Below are 15,071 nucleotides of genomic sequence, written 5' to 3' on the forward strand. Positions count from 1 at the left end.
ATGACCGTCCTGAACAGCCAGCTGCAACCGGGCAGCGAAACGTTTGAAAGCAACCGCGCGGCCATGCAGGCCGTGGTTGACGACCTGCATGCCACGCTTTCCCGCACCACACTGGGCGGAAGCGAGGCGGCACGCGCCAAGCACACCGCACGCGGCAAGCTGCTGGTGCGCGACCGCATCGACGCCCTGCTCGACCCCGGCAGTGCCTTCCTGGAAATCGCACCGCTGGCCGCGCATGGCATGTACGAAGACGCCGTGCCTGCCGCCGGCGTGGTGGCCGGCATCGGCCGCGTGAGCGGCGTGGAATGCGTGATCGTGGCCAACGATGCCACGGTCAAGGGCGGCACCTACTACCCGATGACGGTGAAGAAGCACCTGCGCGCGCAGGAGATCGCCGAGCAGAACCACCTGCCGTGCATCTACCTGGTCGATTCCGGCGGCGCCTTCCTGCCGCTGCAGGACGAAGTCTTCCCCGACCGCGATCATTTCGGCCGCATCTTCTACAACCAGGCCAACCTGTCCGCGCAGGGCATTCCGCAGATCGCCTGCGTGATGGGCAGCTGCACCGCCGGTGGCGCCTACGTGCCGGCGATGAGCGACGAGACGGTGATCGTGCGCGAACAGGGCACGATCTTCCTCGGCGGCCCGCCGCTGGTGAAGGCCGCGACCGGTGAAGTGGTCACGGCCGAAGAACTGGGCGGTGCCGACGTGCACACGCGCATTTCCGGCGTGGCCGACCACATGGCCGACAACGACCTGCAGGCACTGGCACGGGTACGCGCGATCATCGCCCAGCTCAACTGGCGCAAGCCGGAGCCGGCGATGGCGGTACAGCCTTCCGAGGAACCACTACTGCCGGCGCACGAGCTGTACGGCGTGATCCCCGCCGATACGCGCAAGCCCTACGACGTGCGCGAAGTAATCGCACGCCTGGTCGATGGCTCGCGTTTCGATGAGTTCAAGCCGCGCTACGGCGCAACGCTGGTCACCGGCTTTGCCCATCTGAACGGCTACCCGATCGGCATCATCGCCAACAACGGCATCCTGTTCTCCGAGTCGGCACTGAAAGGCGCGCACTTCATCGAGCTGTGCATCCAGCGCAACATCCCGCTGGTGTTCCTGCAGAACATCACCGGCTTCATGGTCGGCCGCAAGTACGAACAGGGTGGCATCGCCAAGGACGGTGCCAAGCTGGTGATGGCGGTGGCCTGCGCCAAGGTGCCCAAGTTCACCGTGGTGATCGGTGGCTCGTTCGGGGCCGGCAACTACGGTATGTGCGGCCGCGCGTACTCGCCGAACTTCCTGTGGATGTGGCCCAACGCGCGCATCGGCGTGATGGGTGGCGAACAGGCCGCCAGCGTGCTGGCCACGGTCAAGCGCGATGGCATCGAAGCCAAGGGCGGCCAGTGGCCGGCAGCGGAGGAGGATGCGTTCAAGGCACCGATCCGCGAGCAGTTCGAGCAGCAGGGCCACCCGTACTACGCCAGCGCGCGCCTGTGGGACGACGGCGTGATCGATCCGGCCGACACCCGCCGCGTACTGGCCCTGGCGCTGTCGGCCAGCCTCAACGCCGCCCCGCAGCAGACGCGCTTCGGCGTGTTCCGCATGTAACCCATGCCATGACCGAGCACGCTCCCATGAAGCCCGTTGCCATGTTCACCAAAGTCCTGATCGCCAATCGCGGCGAAATCGCCTGCCGCGTCATCGCCACCTGCCGCCGCCTCGGCATCGCCACCGTGGCGGTGTACTCCGATGCCGACCGCAACGCGCGTCACGTCCGGCTGGCCGACGAAGCCATCCACATCGGCCCGGCCGCCGCACGTGAGAGTTACCTGCGCGGCGATGCCCTGCTCGACGCCGCACGCGCGACCGGCGCGCAGGCCATCCACCCCGGCTACGGCTTCCTCTCCGAGAATGCCGACTTCGCCGATGCCTGCGCCGCCGCCGGCATCACCTTCATCGGGCCGCCGGCCAGCGCCATCCGCGCGATGGGCGACAAGAGCGCGGCCAAGGCATTGATGGCGAAAGCCGGCGTGCCGCTGACTCCGGGCTACCACGGCGACCAGCAGGAACCGTCCTTCCTGCGCGAACAGGCCGACGCCATCGGTTACCCGGTGCTGATCAAGGCCAGCGCCGGTGGCGGTGGCAAGGGCATGCGCAAGGTCGAGCGCAGCGAGGACTTCGTCGATGCGCTGGCCAGCTGCCAGCGCGAGGCGGCCTCGGCGTTCGGCAATGACCACGTGCTGGTCGAGAAGTATGTCGAGCGCCCGCGCCATATCGAGATCCAGGTGTTCGGCGATTCCCACGGTGATGCGGTGTACCTGTTCGAGCGCGACTGCTCGGTGCAGCGCCGCCACCAGAAGGTGCTGGAAGAAGCGCCCGCACCGGGCATGACTCCCGAGCGCCGCGCCGCGATGGGCAAGGCCGCAGTGGATGCCGCGCGTGCGGTGAACTATGTAGGCGCAGGCACGGTGGAATTCATTGCCGGGCCGGGTGGTGACTTCTACTTCATGGAAATGAACACCCGCCTGCAGGTGGAGCACCCGGTCACCGAGTGCATCACCGGTACCGACCTGGTGGAATGGCAGCTGCGCGTGGCCAGTGGTTTGCCGCTGCCGCTGCAGCAGGAACAGCTGCAGATCCGCGGGCATGCGCTGGAAGCCCGGTTGTATGCCGAGGATGCGGACAAGGGTTTCCTGCCCTCCACCGGCACGCTGCGTCACCTCCGCCTGCCCGCCGGCAACGCGCACGTGCGCGTTGACGCCGGTGTGGAACAGGGCGATGCGATCACGCCGTTCTACGACCCGATGATCGCCAAGCTGATCGTGTGGGACGTGGACCGCAACGCGGCATTGCGCCGCATGCAGCAGGCATTGGCCGAGTGCGAAGTGGTCGGTGTGACCACCAATGCAGCGTTCCTGCGTCGGCTGGTGATGACCGATTCGTTCGCGAACGCGAAGCTGGATACCGCGCTGATCGAGCGCGAACAGGCGGCACTGACGTTGGTGGACGGCGATACCGATGCTTCGCGGTGGGCGCTGGCGGCGGTAGCTGCGGTGGCCACGGATGCGCCGGCCAGTACCGATGCGCGCGACCCGCATTCGCCGTGGCAGGCCAGTGATGGCTGGCGGCTTGGGCAGCGTGCGGCGCGGCGGGTGACATTGGAGCATCGCGGCAGCCAGCGTGTGGTGGCGGTGGAAGGCGGGAATGACGCGTGGTCGTTGCGCGTGGATGGCGTTGAAGTGCAGGCGCAGGGGCGCGTGGGTCACGGGCAGTTGGCACTGCAGGTGGGCGATACCTTGCACCGCGCGCGGATCGTGCGCGATGGCGGCGAGCTGTACCTGTTCGGCGCTGACGGCGTGCAGCGTTTCACCCTGCATGATCCGGTCAGCGAAGCCGACCAGACCGTCGCCGATGCGGGCAGCCTGGTCGCGCCGATGCCGGGTCGGATCGTGGCGACGCTGCTGGCACCGGGCACGCAGGTGGTGCGTGGTACGCCGCTGCTGGTGCTGGAAGCGATGAAGATGGAGCACACGCTGCAGGCACCGGCGGATGGCACGGTGCAGGGGTATCGGGTCAAAGCCGGCGACCAGGTGGGAGATGGTGCGGTGTTGGTGGATTTCGAAGCCACGTAACCGCCAGGGCGTGGCTCTACCGGCGGGAGTTATCTCCGCAACGTCGCGCCCCATGCGGACGTTGTTACCGCAACGTCGCGTCCGACACCGTGTCGTGCACGTTCAAAGCCTGCATCAACTGGGTGTTGGCGATTTCCGCGATCGCCCTGCCCCGGTTTTCGAACAGCCATTCGTTCTGCTTGTGGAACTCGGGCACGTCGCCGAGCTGGCGATAGGCTTCGCGCAGCGCCACGCGCGCCTGTACCGGCTCGGTGCCGTCCATCAACGGCTGCAGCAGGGCCACGCCCTGGGCCGGTGCGCCGTGCCCGACCTTCTGCATGGCCAGCACCACGGTGCGCCATTTGCCGATCATCGGGTTCTTCTGTTTCAACAGCAGCGGGTCGTACTCGGCCAGCAGGCGGTCGGCCAGCGCGTGGTCGCCCTGGCGCTGCGCCAGATACACCAGCGAAAGCAGGCGCAGCGTGCGGTCCGGCAGACTGGGGTGGGTACTGGCCGCCAGCAGCGGGCGCAGTTGCGTGGCGATGCCGACCAGCGTTTCCGCACTGCCCTGCTGGCACGCGGTGTCCACCACCGCGCGCATCAGCTCCGCATGCACGCGGAAGTCGGCCGACTCGGTCGGTGTCGGCTCGGAGGCCAGCGCCTCGCTCATGCCGGTGCAGTCGTCCTGGTCGGCCGCCAACAACACCCGCACCCGCACGTTCATCATCGCCTGCAGTTCGTCGCGCGGCTTGCTCAGCTGGGCCAGCAGGTCCTGCGCTTCCTTGTAGCGGCGCATCGCGATCAGCACGTCGGCACGGGGATCGCTGGCCGCTCGGCCGGTGAGCTGCTCGGACAGCTTGAAGCTGCGCAGCGCCTCGTCGTAGCGGTTGGTGCCGAGCTGGATCCAGCCCAGGTGGGCGATGGGGTAGGCACGCATCGGATCCTGCGGCACGGCGGCGGCGCGCGCGTAGGGTTCGGCATCATCGAAGCGGTTGTCGGTGAGCAGGTACCACGAGGTATTGGACAGACCGGCGAAGGAATCGGGATAGACATCGGCGAGCACGCGCCAATCGTCCAGTGGCCAGGAGTCGGCGCTGAGTTCGTTGCTCCAGGCCTTCAGGTACAGGCGTTCGCGGTGCGGCAGGCGCTGGTTGACGGCCAGCGCGCGGGCCAGGTGCGGCTGCGCTTCGGCGCGCTGCTCCAACCGCACCAGCAGCTTGGCCAGGCCGATATGGGCCATGGCGAAGTCCGGGTCGGCGTCGATGGCCGCTTCGTACAGCTTGGCCGACTCGGAAAAGCGGCGCCGGCCCAGTGCGTTCTCGGCCAGCGCGAACGACTTGAGCGCCTGCAGGTTGGCGGTGGAGGCCTGCGGCAACGGCACCGACTGCTGCACCGACGCCACCGACTCGCCGAGGCCGGCACGCAGCTGACCGACCACGTCGTCCACCGCGGCCATCACGTCGGTCGAGGTGTCGGCCTTGGCGCGGTAGCTGCGCACCACCGCGCGACTGGCCGGGTCGAGCAGGTCCACGCTAACCAGGTACTTCCCGCCCGACTGGCGGATGGAGGGTGCGAGCACCATGCGTGCGCCTTCGCGCGCGGCCACGTCGACGGCCAGCTCGCGGTCCAAGCCGCGCCCGGAGGGCACCCGCAGCAGGGCGCGCGATTCAGTGACCTTGCTGCTGGAGAGCACGTTGACGTAGCGCGACTGCTCCAGGCTCATCAGCAACGCGCGTTGCAACGAGGCGTCGAACAGCGACTCGCCGGTGGCATTGTCGACATCGGCCAGCACCACCCAGTCACGCTCGGCGAAAGCGATGGCCGGCTCCGGGCGCAGCAGCACCCAGGCAGCGAATCCCAGCAGGGCGACCAGTGCGACGACCGCTGCCGCGCGCCGCCAAGCGCGGAGTACATGGAGCTGGGCCGACATCAAACGCCCACCTTCCAGACGCGGCCGCCTGGATCCATCTCCGAGGTCTCCATCTGCGCCGAGCGCCAGCCTACACCGCATACTGCGACCGGACCGTCAGCCATGGGCTCCAGCCCAAGGAGATTCTCCACCTCGCTCTCGTTGATGGCGGCGGTAACGAAGGCCCCCAGCCCGTTGGCTGTCGCCTCGGTGTAAATAGCCTGCGAAATGTGCCCGGCGTCCAGCGTTATCGCGCGATAGGCTTTGACGTGGTTCTGGTACTTCCAGAAGTTGCGCTCAAAGCGGCAGACCAGGATCACCAGGACGTGCGCATCGGCGAACCAGCGCTGGCCCGCCAGCAGGCGAAGGACGAAGGACGGGAGAGCGTCAGGCTGTGAAGGTGTCCTGGCCAATTCATGCGCTACGGGATGGTAGTGGTACAGGCCCGGCTCAAGCCCGTCCACAGACTGGGCGACCACATACGCCTCGACAGGATGCAGGCCTCCCGCAGAAGGGACGTTTTTCTTCAGGAAACGCGCGCCAGGCTCCGGCTCCACGTGCGACCTCGCCATCAACACATGCTCGAGCGTGCCCGCGAGAAGTGCCAAGGGCAGCGGTCTGGTGGTGTCGAAGTTCCTGCACGTGGTTCGGGCGGCGAGCAGGTCGTCAAGCTGCGAAGCTTCCCGTCGCGGCAGGGCAACCGCGCCCGCAGCGCGTGGCAGCGTCTCTGCGGGAGGTGCGCCCAGACGCCGGATCAGGTCGTGGGCCGTGACGAGTTGGTTGTGCTCCATTTCCGCAACGCTGTCCACCCCGGCCCAACGGGAAAGCCGGTGGAACAGGGCGCCCAGCGGCCACCAGTGCGAGGCACGCAGTAGGGCGTCGGCGGCAGCGTGGTGCGCATGCTCCGGCAGGTCGCTCAGCAGGACCCCGCTCGCCGCAAGTCTCCTGATCCGATCACTGTCCGCAGGCACCTCCAACAGGTCCTGCCAGCGCTCTGCGCTACAGGACAGCAACAGGGTTGCCTCTTCCGCGGTCAGGAAGACCGGCTCGTCGAGATGGGCGGCCAACGCCACCACGGTCTGCCGATAGTGCAGGCCTTTGCCACCGGCAAGAATGTCCTCAAGACGGAACTCGGCCTGCTCGCGCGGCTCCACGAACAGCATCTGGCAACGGCGAAACTTCATCGCAAAGGTCTATGATCCACCCGGGTTCCCGCCAATATAGCCGCACCGGCTGGGGGGCCGGAACCCGTCACTGGCTGGCCACGATGTTCCATCCACCGGGACTCAATGTATCGCCGCGGCCGCCGATAACGTCCTGATTTCCTCCAACTGCAGGCCCTTCAGATGACTTCGACGAATACCCCGCTCCCGGAAGATACCGTGCAGCAGCTTCTTGACCTGCTGAGCAAGGATGATGCATTCCGTAAAGAGTTTGCCGCCAACCCCTCGAAAGCGTTGGAGACCCTTGGGGTCGATCCGGAGGCAACCGTGCTTTGCTGCGATCCGGTCGCCAGCCTTGCTTCGAAAGAAGAGTTCGGGGAAATGCGCGAAAAACTGGCCCGACAGCTGCAGGTGAACGGGCCGTTCCGCGTTGTGTTCTGTTTCGAGGCTGGCGGCCCCGCCAAGTCGCTGGACGATGACGCCTGATGAAGGCTAGGGAGCAGCGGCACCTTGCGTGCCGCTGCTTCTCAACCGCGCTGCATCGTCCAGATTGAGCGACTGCAGTACATACATGCTTACCTCTTCGGCGTAGGCGCGGCCCCGCTGTTTCTCCAGCCAGTCCCGCTGGTTCGCCTGGCCACCGGCGTCATCAAGCGCCGCGTACGCATCCTGAAGTACAACGTGGACCTGATACAGCTCACTGCCGTTGACCAACGGGTCCAACGACGCCAGCGCCCGCTTGGGCTGCCCATCGTCGACCTCGATAGCGGCCTGTACCAGCGTCCATAACTGATGCACCCGGGGCTCGTCTTCCTTCTGCACCAGCGCCTTCAATGCATCTGCGCGGGCCTTCACTGTTCCTGCATGGCCCGCGCGCACAGTGTGGTACGCAGTCGCCAGCACGAACATCGCCGTTTCCCGCCGCGCCGCCGGATCCTGTTGCTCCGCCTTTCTCAGCCATGCGTCCAGTATGGCCGCGTAGGAGGCCCTGGGGGCCGGATTCCCGCTCAGCCTGCGCTGGTGCAGCGCCAGCACGTCAAGCGCGCGGCAGACGTCGGACACGCCCCCGCAATCTGCCTGGGCACGTTCGATCAGGGCGCTTGCCTCAATCAGCTTGCGCTGGTCCACCAGTGCACTTGCGCGCTCGATCTGCTCACCTACGTCGCGCAACGGCCTGCGCGCAAAAGTCGCTTCCGACGCCTCATAGTCCCGCGCCACCGCCAGGCTCAGCGCCAACCAGACGTCGCTTGCGCCGCGGTCGAGTGCGGAGGCCTCCTTGAACATCTGCTGTGCCTGTTCCACTTCCCCCAATGCAAGGTGGATGCGGCCTATGAAGTTCTGCGCAAGGGCGCGTTGGGAATACTGGGCCAGCAGAAGTGGGCGCGAAGCGGCCAGCGCGGCCTCGTATTTCCCCGCTATGTAGAGAGCGCTTGCGTAATTCATGTGCCCGGCCTGGTCGTCCGGATAGAGCTCCGTCATCATCCGCCACTGTTCAGCGATGGCAGGAAGCGCTGCGCCACCCAACTGGGTGCCCCAACCCTGCAGATAGAGCTGTTCGCGCGGCGTAAGCCGATCACGAAGCGCGTAGGCGCGGTCGTAAAGACGGCGCGCCTCCTCCAGGTTTCCCTGCGCGTCCCGGATGCGCATCATGCCGAGATAGGCGAACGCGAAGTCCGGGTCGACAGTAGCGGCCTGGTTGAAGAACAGAAGGGCACTGTCGTAGTCCTGGCTCGAAATCGCCGCCAACCCCTTTGCGTAGGCATGTAGGGCGTCGATGCTGGAAGTCGCTACTTTGGGTAGCGGTGCCGAGTCGCGCGAAATGCTCTGCATTGCTTCGCCGAGGTCTTCGCGCAACGCCGCGACGACCTGATCGGCAGATGTCAGCACAGACTCCAATCCACGTCCATCTGCCGAGTGCGAGTAGACGGTGTTGCTGGTGGCGGGGTCGATGACTTCCACGATCACCCGCAACTTGCCGTTGACCTCCAGGACCGAAGGCATGACCACGGCACGAGCACCGTCTCGCATGGCAACCTCGATCGCGGTTCGCCGGTCCAGCAGGGACTCCGCGGGTTGGCGCATCAACGTCAGTGTTTCGCGGACCTTGATGTCGCTGAGCACGTTGACGTGGCGGGATTGCCCCAGGCTGATCCGGAATGCCTGATCCAGGCTGTCGTCCAGCAAGGGCTCGCCGGTCAGGTTGCGTACTTCCCCGACGACCACCCAGTCCCGTTCTGCAAATGCAATGGCAGGCGCCGGTCGCAGCAGCAACCAGCCTCCCACGACCACGCTGGCGACCAGCAACGCTTCGGCCGCCAGGGCCGCAGGTTGGCGCCACAGCGGAATATCGCGGCGGGCCTTGCCCGATCCGCGCGGCATGCGGAGTGGCGCAGAGCCGATCTCCCCCACTTCGTAGACTTCCTGCGTCGTGGGTATTCCTTTGAAGCGCCAGCGTCCGTGTGACTTCCAGACCAGACGCTCAGCGCGCTCGCCCAAACTGGAGGTCGCGCGATGCGTCAGAGATTCCGCAACGGCTGAAAGCAGGATTTGCCCCGGCCGTGCCAGCATCATCAAGCGCGCGGCCATCGGCTTTGCCAGACCCTCGACCTCGACTGACTTTGCTCCGGCCTTCACCGCTTCGGCGCTGTTTTCCCAAGTGAGTACTTCGCCCACATGCAATCCGGCACGGGCGCGCAGCTCAAGCTTCTGGTCTTGGCCCAACGTGCGCAGTTCGCGCTGATAGTCCAAGGCAAACCCCAGTCCATCAATGGCGCGCTCGAACAGCAGGAACAGCCCATCGGAGCGATCGATCTGCTGGCCACGCCACTGCTGCTGCAGGCCCAGCACGAGCCGGTCATGCTGCTGGAACAGCTCAGCGGCCGCGCTGTCACCAATGCGTTCAACCAGCACCAGCGAATCGCACAGATCAGTGAACAGCAGCGCGCGCAGCTGGGGGGACTGGGTCGACGTTCCGTTGTCGCCGTTCATGGCTGCATGCGCTCAGGTCAAGGACGTCGCGGAACGCGACCAATGAAGTCGATTGCCGCCCAGGCGCTTGGCCTGGTACAGCGCGTTGTCGGCACGGGCGTACCAGTCGCTCCAGTCGCCAAGCGGGTCGATCAGGCAGACCCCGATGCTCACCGGGCAGACGTGCGGCTGCAGGTTGGCGCGACCCATCAGGCCGTGCACCGCGCCCAGGATGAATTCGGCAGCGTGCTGCAGGCTGTCGGCGTCGGCCACGCGCAGCAGCAGGCAGAACTCGTCGCCGCCGAGCCGGCAGGCGCGGTCCTGTTCATTGGCCACCGAGCGCAGGATGTTGGCAATGCTCTGCAGGACGCGGTCGCCGGCCTGGTGGCCGTGCTCGTCGTTGACCTGCTTGAAGTGGTCGCAGTCGATCAGCAGCAGGCCCTGCGGGGCGTCGCCTTCGTGGCTGCGGCATTCCTGCAGGTACAGCGCCAGCCCGCGGCGGTTGTGCAGGCCGGTGAGTTCGTCGGTACGCACCAGCTCACGGGTGTGGGTGAGCTGGTGGGTGGTGACATACAGATTGTCGAGCGCGGTTTCGAGGTCGTGGTTGCGCCGGCGCAGCTGGCGGATCAGGACCTGTTCGTTGCTGACCACGCGCATGATGGTGCGGCGCAGGAAGTAGGCGACCAGGCCCGGATCGCGGTCGACCAGGCGCTGGAAATCGGCATTGTCCAGTTCGAGCACCAGCGCGTCGGTGGTGGCGCGGGCGTCGGCGCTGCGCGGGTGGTCGCCGATCAGCAGGCCGAGTTCGCCGAAGAATTCGTGCGGGCCCAGCGTTTTAACCACCAGGTCTTCGCCGAAATCGAGCTCGATGCCACCGGTGACGATGACGTACATGGTGCTGCCGGACTGGTTGCGCAGGAACAGGTGTTCGCCGGCGCGCAGCGGGCGGTGCCGGCCGAACTCGGCGAACAGGGCGAATTCGCCGGCGCTGAGAACGGCATGCACGATGTCAGCCATCGCGGTCTGCGCGATGCCTGGTTCCCGTTCGCACACGTTCGTGGCCAGCTTGCCGCTCATACCGTACACCCGCTTCCTAGCGTTCCCCGGTGAGCGATGGAGGATAGCACCCCTTAAAAGTGTGCGCCTCATCGCAGTTTTAAGCCCGGGCGCCCGTAATCCCTCCCGACGCACCGACCCCTCCCCCCAACGCGGCAACCGGTTCAAACCGGCCATCCTCTGCCGCATGGCGTCTTCTGCGGACCGTAGCATCTGGCGGTTGCAGATAAAAGCGGGGCCGCCCCTACAGGGGGCGGCCTTGTGGGGATGGTTCCGGGCGTCAAGCCGCCCGGAATTGTTCTTCTTCGGTGGAGCCGGTCAGGGCGGTGGTGGAGGACTGGCCCTGCTGGATGGCCTGGGTGACCGCATCGAAGTACCCGGTGCCGACCTCGCGCTGGTGCTTCACGGCGGTGAAGCCACGGTCGGCGGCGGCGAATTCGGCCTCCTGCAGCTCGACGAAGGCGCTCATCTGGCGGCGGGCGTAGCCGTGGGCCAGGTTGAACATGGAGTAGTTCAGGGCGTGGAAGCCGGCCAGGGTGATGAACTGGAACTTGTAGCCGTAGCTGGCGATCTCCTTCTGGAACTTCGCGATGGTGGCGTCGTCCAGGTTCTTCTTCCAGTTGAAGCTGGGCGAGCAGTTGTAGGCCAGCAGCTTGCCCGGGTACTTCGCGTGGATGGCTTCGGCAAACTTGCGGGCGAACTCCAGGTCCGGCTTACCGGTTTCGCACCAGACCAGGTCGGCGTAGGGGGCGTAGGCCAGGCCGCGGCTGATCGCCTGGTCCAGTCCGTTGCGGGTGCGGTAGAAGCCTTCCGGGGTGCGCTCGCCGCTGGCGAAGGGCTGGTCGTTGGGGTCGATGTCGCTGGTCAGCAGGTCGGCGGCTTCGGCGTCGGTGCGCGCCACCAGCAGGGTCGGCACGCCCAGCACGTCGGCGGCCAGGCGCGCGGCGTTTAACTTTTCGATGGCCTCGCGGGTGGGCACCAGCACCTTGCCGCCCATGTGGCCGCACTTCTTCACCGAGGCCAGCTGGTCTTCGAAGTGCACGCCGGCCGCGCCCGCTTCGATCATCGCCTTCATCAGTTCGAAGGCGTTGAGCACGCCGCCGAAGCCGGCTTCGGCGTCGGCCACGATCGGCTGCAGGAAGTCGATCTCGTCCTTGCCTTCGGCGTGGTGCAGCTGGTCGGCGCGCAGCAGGGTGTTGTTGATGCGCTTGACCACCGCCGGCACCGAGTCGGCCGGGTACAGCGACTGGTCGGGGTACATCTGGCCGGCCAGGTTGGCGTCGGCGGCGACCTGCCAGCCGGACAGGTAGATGGCGTTGAGGCCGGCCTTGACCTGCTGCATGGCCTGGTTGCCGGTCAGGGCGCCGAGTGCGTTGACGAAGTCCTTTTCATGCAGGTACTTCCACAGCTTCTCCGCGCCCAGCCGGGCCAGCGAATGCTCCACGTGCACGGTGCCGCGCAGGCGCACCACGTCGGCGGCGCTGTAGTTGCGCTGGATCCCGGCCCAGCGCGGGTCGGTGTTCCATTCGTGCTGGATCTGTTCGGCGGTCGGCAGCTTGGTCATGGTGTTCTCCGGATGGGTCGGCGGCGGGGGTAGAGCCGGGCCCTGCCCGGCTGCATGTGTCAGATCGTTCGCGGATCAGGCCAGGCGGTCGTAGGCCGGCAGGGTCAAAAAATCGGTCAACTCGTCACGGCGGCTCAGCTCGGCCAGCAGACCGATCGCCTCGTCAATCCGCGCCCCACCCGGCAGCGCGCTGCTGTCGCCCAGCTTTGCCGGCAGCGCGGCCAGGGTGGCGTCCAGCAGCGGCAGGTCGATGGCGGTGCCGTCGTCCAGGTGCTGGCCGGGCACGTGCAGCCACTGCCACAGCTGGCTGCGGCTGATCTCGGCGGTGGCCGCGTCTTCCATCAGGTGATGGATCGGCACGCAGCCGTTGCCGTCCAGCCAGGCGGCCAGGTAGCGCACGCACACTTCCACGTTCCCTTCGAAACCGGCGCAGGTGATGGTGCCGGTGGGTGCGGCGATCAACTCATCGCGGCCAACCCGCACGTCCCGGCGCAGCACCGCGTGCTGGTTCGGGCCGGGCATGTGCGCGTCGAAGATCGCCTGCGCCACCGGAATCAGCGCCGGGTGCGCCACCCAGGTGCCGTCATGGCCGGCGGTCACTTCGCGCAGCTTGTCGGCACGCACCCGCGCCATGGCCTGTTCATTGGCGGCGGCGTCATGGTTGATCGGAATCTGCGCGGCCATGCCGCCCATCGCATGTGCGCCACGGCGGTGGCAGGTCTGGATCAGCAGTTCCGAATAGGCCTTCAGGAACGGCTGGGTCATGGTCACCTGGCCACGCTCCGGCAGCACCTTGTCGGCGTGCTTACGGAAGGTCTTGATGTACGAAAAGATGTAGTCCCAGCGACCGCAGTTCAGGCCGACGATGCGGTCGCGCAGCGCGTGCAGGATCTCGTCCATCTCGAACGCCGCCGGCAGCGTTTCGATCAGCACGGTGACCTTGATCTGCCCGTGCGGCAGGCCGAGCATGCCTTCGATGTGCGACAGCGCGGTCTCCCACAGCGCGGCCTCTTCCATCGACTGAAGCTTGGGCAGGTAGAAGTACGGGCCGCGCTGGCGGCACATCAGGGTGCGCGCGTTGTGGAAGGCGAACACCGCCGCGTCGAACAGGCCGCCGGCCAGCGGCTGGCCGTCGATGCGCACGTGCTTCTCGTCCAGGTGCCAGCCGCGCGGGCGCACGATCAGCACCGCCTGCTCGGCCAGCGGGCGCAGTGCGTACTGCTTGCCCGGCTTGCCGTCCACGCTCGGCCCGGTATGGGTCAGGTCGCCGCGCACTGCGCCGATCAGCGCCTGCTGCCCGGCCAGCAGGTTGCGCCAGGCCGGGGCGGTGGAATCCTCGAAGTCGGCCATGAACACCTTGGCGCCCGAGTTCAGCGCGTTGATGACCATCTTCGGGTCGGTCGGGCCGGTGATCTCGACGCGGCGGTCCTGCAGCGCGGCCGGCAGCGGCGCGACGGTCCAATCGCCGCTACGGATCGCGAGGGTGTCTTCACGGAAGTCCGGCAGGCCGCCCTGGTCGAAGAACGCCTGGCGCTCGCGGCGGGCCTGCAGCCGTGCCTGCCGGCCCGGTTCCACCGCACGGTGCAGCGACACCAGCAGGGCCAGCAGCGGCGCCGGCAGCACGGTGTCCTGGCCGGCCACGCGGGTCGCCAGGGCGATGCCGGGGGTGGCCTTGCTGGCAGGGGTGGGAACAGCGGAAGCGACGGCGGACATGGGGCAACTCCAGCGGTGGGGGAACGCCTCCACGGTGCCGCCCGGGCCGAGTATTTGGCAAAACAGTTTTTGCAATGCTCTACATAATTTGTGCTAATACTTGTAACGCCATGACCACGCGCCCCTCGCCAAGTCCGCGTTTTTCCTACAAATCCGACCGGTTGAAGCCGCTGCGCGCGTTCTGCCAGACGGTGCGCCTGGGCTCGGTCTCACGGGCGGCTGAGGCATTGTTCGTCAGCCAGCCGGCCATCAGCCTGCAGTTGCAGGCGCTGGAACGGGAGCTGGGGGTGCCGTTGTTCGAGCGCAGCGGGCGGCGCCTGGTGCCCAGCCGCGAGGGCCAGCTGCTGTATGAAATGGCGCAGCCGCTGGTGGAAAACCTGGACGGGCTGGAGGCGCGCTTCCGCGACAAGGTGCGCGGGCTGGACGCGGGCGAGCTGAACATCGCCGCCAACAGCTCGACCATCCTGTACCTGCTGCCGAAGATCGTCGAACGCTTCCGCCTGCATCATCCGGACGTGCGCCTGACCCTGCACAACGCGATCAGCGCCGACGGCACCGACCTGCTGCGCAGCGACGCAGCCGACCTGGCGGTGGGCTCGATGACCGAGGTGCCGTCCGACCTGAGCTACGCCCCGGCCTACCGCTTCGAGCAGGTGCTGATCGCCCCGCCCGACCATCCGCTGGCCACCGCGCCGGAGCTGACCCTGCAGGCGATCTCCGCCTACCCGCTGGTGCTGCCGCCCAAGCGCCAGATCACCTACCGGTTGGTCGACCAGGTATTCCAGCGCCAACGCGTGCCGTACACGGTGGCGCTGGAGGTGGGCGGCTGGGAGGTGATCAAGCAGTACGTGGCAATGGGCATGGGCATTTCCATCGTGCCGGCGCTGTGCCTCAACGACGCCGACCGCGACCGGCTGGTGACGCGTTCGATGAGCGCGTGGTTCCCCGAGCGCAGCTACGGGGTGATCGTGCGCCGGGGGCGCTTCCTGTCGCCGCAGGCGCGCGCCTTCATCGAGCTGATCCAGCCGGACCTGTTCAGTCCGCGCAGCTATGATGAAAGCGGTCATTCCGAACGCTGACGCGCT

General features: G+C 66.9%; 10 protein-coding genes. 4 read left to right on the plus strand and 6 right to left on the minus strand.

Going from position 1 to position 15,071, the window contains the following annotated elements:
* Together RYM47_RS04795 and RYM47_RS04800 are read left to right on the plus strand one after the other, a co-directional pair.
* On the plus strand, window positions 1-1,611 hold the full coding sequence (locus RYM47_RS04795) for a carboxyl transferase domain-containing protein (protein ID WP_315386414.1): 1,611 nt from the start codon (window positions 1-3) through the stop codon (window positions 1,609-1,611).
* Between the two features lie 41 nt (window positions 1,612-1,652).
* Entirely contained in the window at window positions 1,653-3,635 is a 1,983-nt protein-coding gene (locus tag RYM47_RS04800) for an acetyl/propionyl/methylcrotonyl-CoA carboxylase subunit alpha (protein ID WP_315386415.1), read from the plus strand.
* Between the two features lie 64 nt (window positions 3,636-3,699).
* Here RYM47_RS04800 and RYM47_RS04805 read toward each other — a convergent pair whose 3' ends face one another.
* Together RYM47_RS04805 and RYM47_RS04810 are read right to left on the minus strand one after the other, a co-directional pair.
* Window positions 3,700-5,544, minus strand: coding sequence for a putative peptide modification system cyclase (locus tag RYM47_RS04805; protein WP_315386416.1), 1,845 nt, complete (start codon window positions 5,542-5,544; stop codon window positions 3,700-3,702).
* A complete protein-coding gene (locus RYM47_RS04810) occupies window positions 5,544-6,707 on the minus strand; it encodes a putative peptide maturation dehydrogenase (protein WP_315386417.1) in 1,164 nt (387 codons plus the stop codon). Before RYM47_RS04810 ends, RYM47_RS04805 begins: the two co-directional genes overlap by 1 nt.
* Window positions 6,708-6,869: 162 nt before the next feature.
* Between RYM47_RS04810 and RYM47_RS04815 the strand changes: the two genes are divergently transcribed.
* Complete coding sequence (locus RYM47_RS04815) at window positions 6,870-7,172, plus strand: NHLP-related RiPP peptide (protein ID WP_315386418.1); 303 nt, start codon at window positions 6,870-6,872, stop codon at window positions 7,170-7,172.
* Window positions 7,173-7,178: 6 nt separating this feature from the next.
* On the opposite strand, the gene RYM47_RS04820 is transcribed toward RYM47_RS04815, so the two are convergent.
* The 4 genes from RYM47_RS04820 to aceB all read right to left on the minus strand — a co-directional run bounded on the left by RYM47_RS04820 (window position 7,179) and on the right by aceB (window position 13,986).
* Window positions 7,179-9,674: a putative peptide modification system cyclase gene (locus tag RYM47_RS04820; protein WP_315386419.1), complete on the minus strand. Its 2,496-nt coding sequence runs from the start codon at window positions 9,672-9,674 to the stop codon at window positions 7,179-7,181.
* A 12-nt stretch (window positions 9,675-9,686) separates the two neighbouring features.
* Complete coding sequence (locus RYM47_RS04825) at window positions 9,687-10,730, minus strand: GGDEF domain-containing protein (RefSeq protein WP_315386420.1); 1,044 nt, start codon at window positions 10,728-10,730, stop codon at window positions 9,687-9,689.
* A gap of 259 nt (window positions 10,731-10,989) precedes the next feature.
* Window positions 10,990-12,273, minus strand: coding sequence for an isocitrate lyase (gene aceA / locus RYM47_RS04830; RefSeq protein ID WP_102947165.1), 1,284 nt, complete (start codon window positions 12,271-12,273; stop codon window positions 10,990-10,992).
* 75 nt (window positions 12,274-12,348) lie between these two features.
* Window positions 12,349-13,986 carry a malate synthase A gene (gene aceB, locus RYM47_RS04835; protein ID WP_315386421.1) on the minus strand — a complete coding sequence of 546 codons (1,638 nt, stop codon included), beginning with the start codon at window positions 13,984-13,986 and terminating at the stop codon, window positions 12,349-12,351.
* A gap of 110 nt (window positions 13,987-14,096) precedes the next feature.
* Here aceB and RYM47_RS04840 point away from each other — a divergent pair, with 110 nt between their 5' ends.
* Window positions 14,097-15,065, plus strand: coding sequence for a LysR substrate-binding domain-containing protein (locus RYM47_RS04840; protein ID WP_315386422.1), 969 nt, complete (start codon window positions 14,097-14,099; stop codon window positions 15,063-15,065).
* Window positions 15,066-15,071 lie beyond the last annotated feature (6 nt).

Source organism: uncultured Stenotrophomonas sp., assembly GCF_963519125.1.
In the GTDB taxonomy this organism is placed as follows: Bacteria; Pseudomonadota; Gammaproteobacteria; order Xanthomonadales; family Xanthomonadaceae; genus Stenotrophomonas.

Excerpts from the sequence above, each read along its gene's own strand:
- RYM47_RS04795 (WP_315386414.1), top strand. The coding sequence starts at position 1 with ATGACCGTCCTGAACAGCCAGCTGCAACCGGGCAGCGAAACGTTTGAA.
- RYM47_RS04810 (WP_315386417.1), bottom strand. The coding sequence starts at position 6,707 with ATGAAGTTTCGCCGTTGCCAGATGCTGTTCGTGGAGCCGCGCGAGCAG.
- RYM47_RS04815 (WP_315386418.1), top strand. The coding sequence starts at position 6,870 with ATGACTTCGACGAATACCCCGCTCCCGGAAGATACCGTGCAGCAGCTT.
- RYM47_RS04840 (WP_315386422.1), top strand. The coding sequence starts at position 14,097 with ATGACCACGCGCCCCTCGCCAAGTCCGCGTTTTTCCTACAAATCCGAC.
- aceA (WP_102947165.1), bottom strand. The coding sequence starts at position 12,273 with ATGACCAAGCTGCCGACCGCCGAACAGATCCAGCACGAATGGAACACC.
- RYM47_RS04805 (WP_315386416.1), bottom strand. The coding sequence starts at position 5,544 with ATGTCGGCCCAGCTCCATGTACTCCGCGCTTGGCGGCGCGCGGCAGCG.
- RYM47_RS04800 (WP_315386415.1), top strand. The coding sequence starts at position 1,653 with ATGTTCACCAAAGTCCTGATCGCCAATCGCGGCGAAATCGCCTGCCGC.
- RYM47_RS04825 (WP_315386420.1), bottom strand. The coding sequence starts at position 10,730 with ATGAGCGGCAAGCTGGCCACGAACGTGTGCGAACGGGAACCAGGCATC.
- RYM47_RS04820 (WP_315386419.1), bottom strand. The coding sequence starts at position 9,674 with ATGAACGGCGACAACGGAACGTCGACCCAGTCCCCCCAGCTGCGCGCG.
- aceB (WP_315386421.1), bottom strand. The coding sequence starts at position 13,986 with ATGTCCGCCGTCGCTTCCGCTGTTCCCACCCCTGCCAGCAAGGCCACC.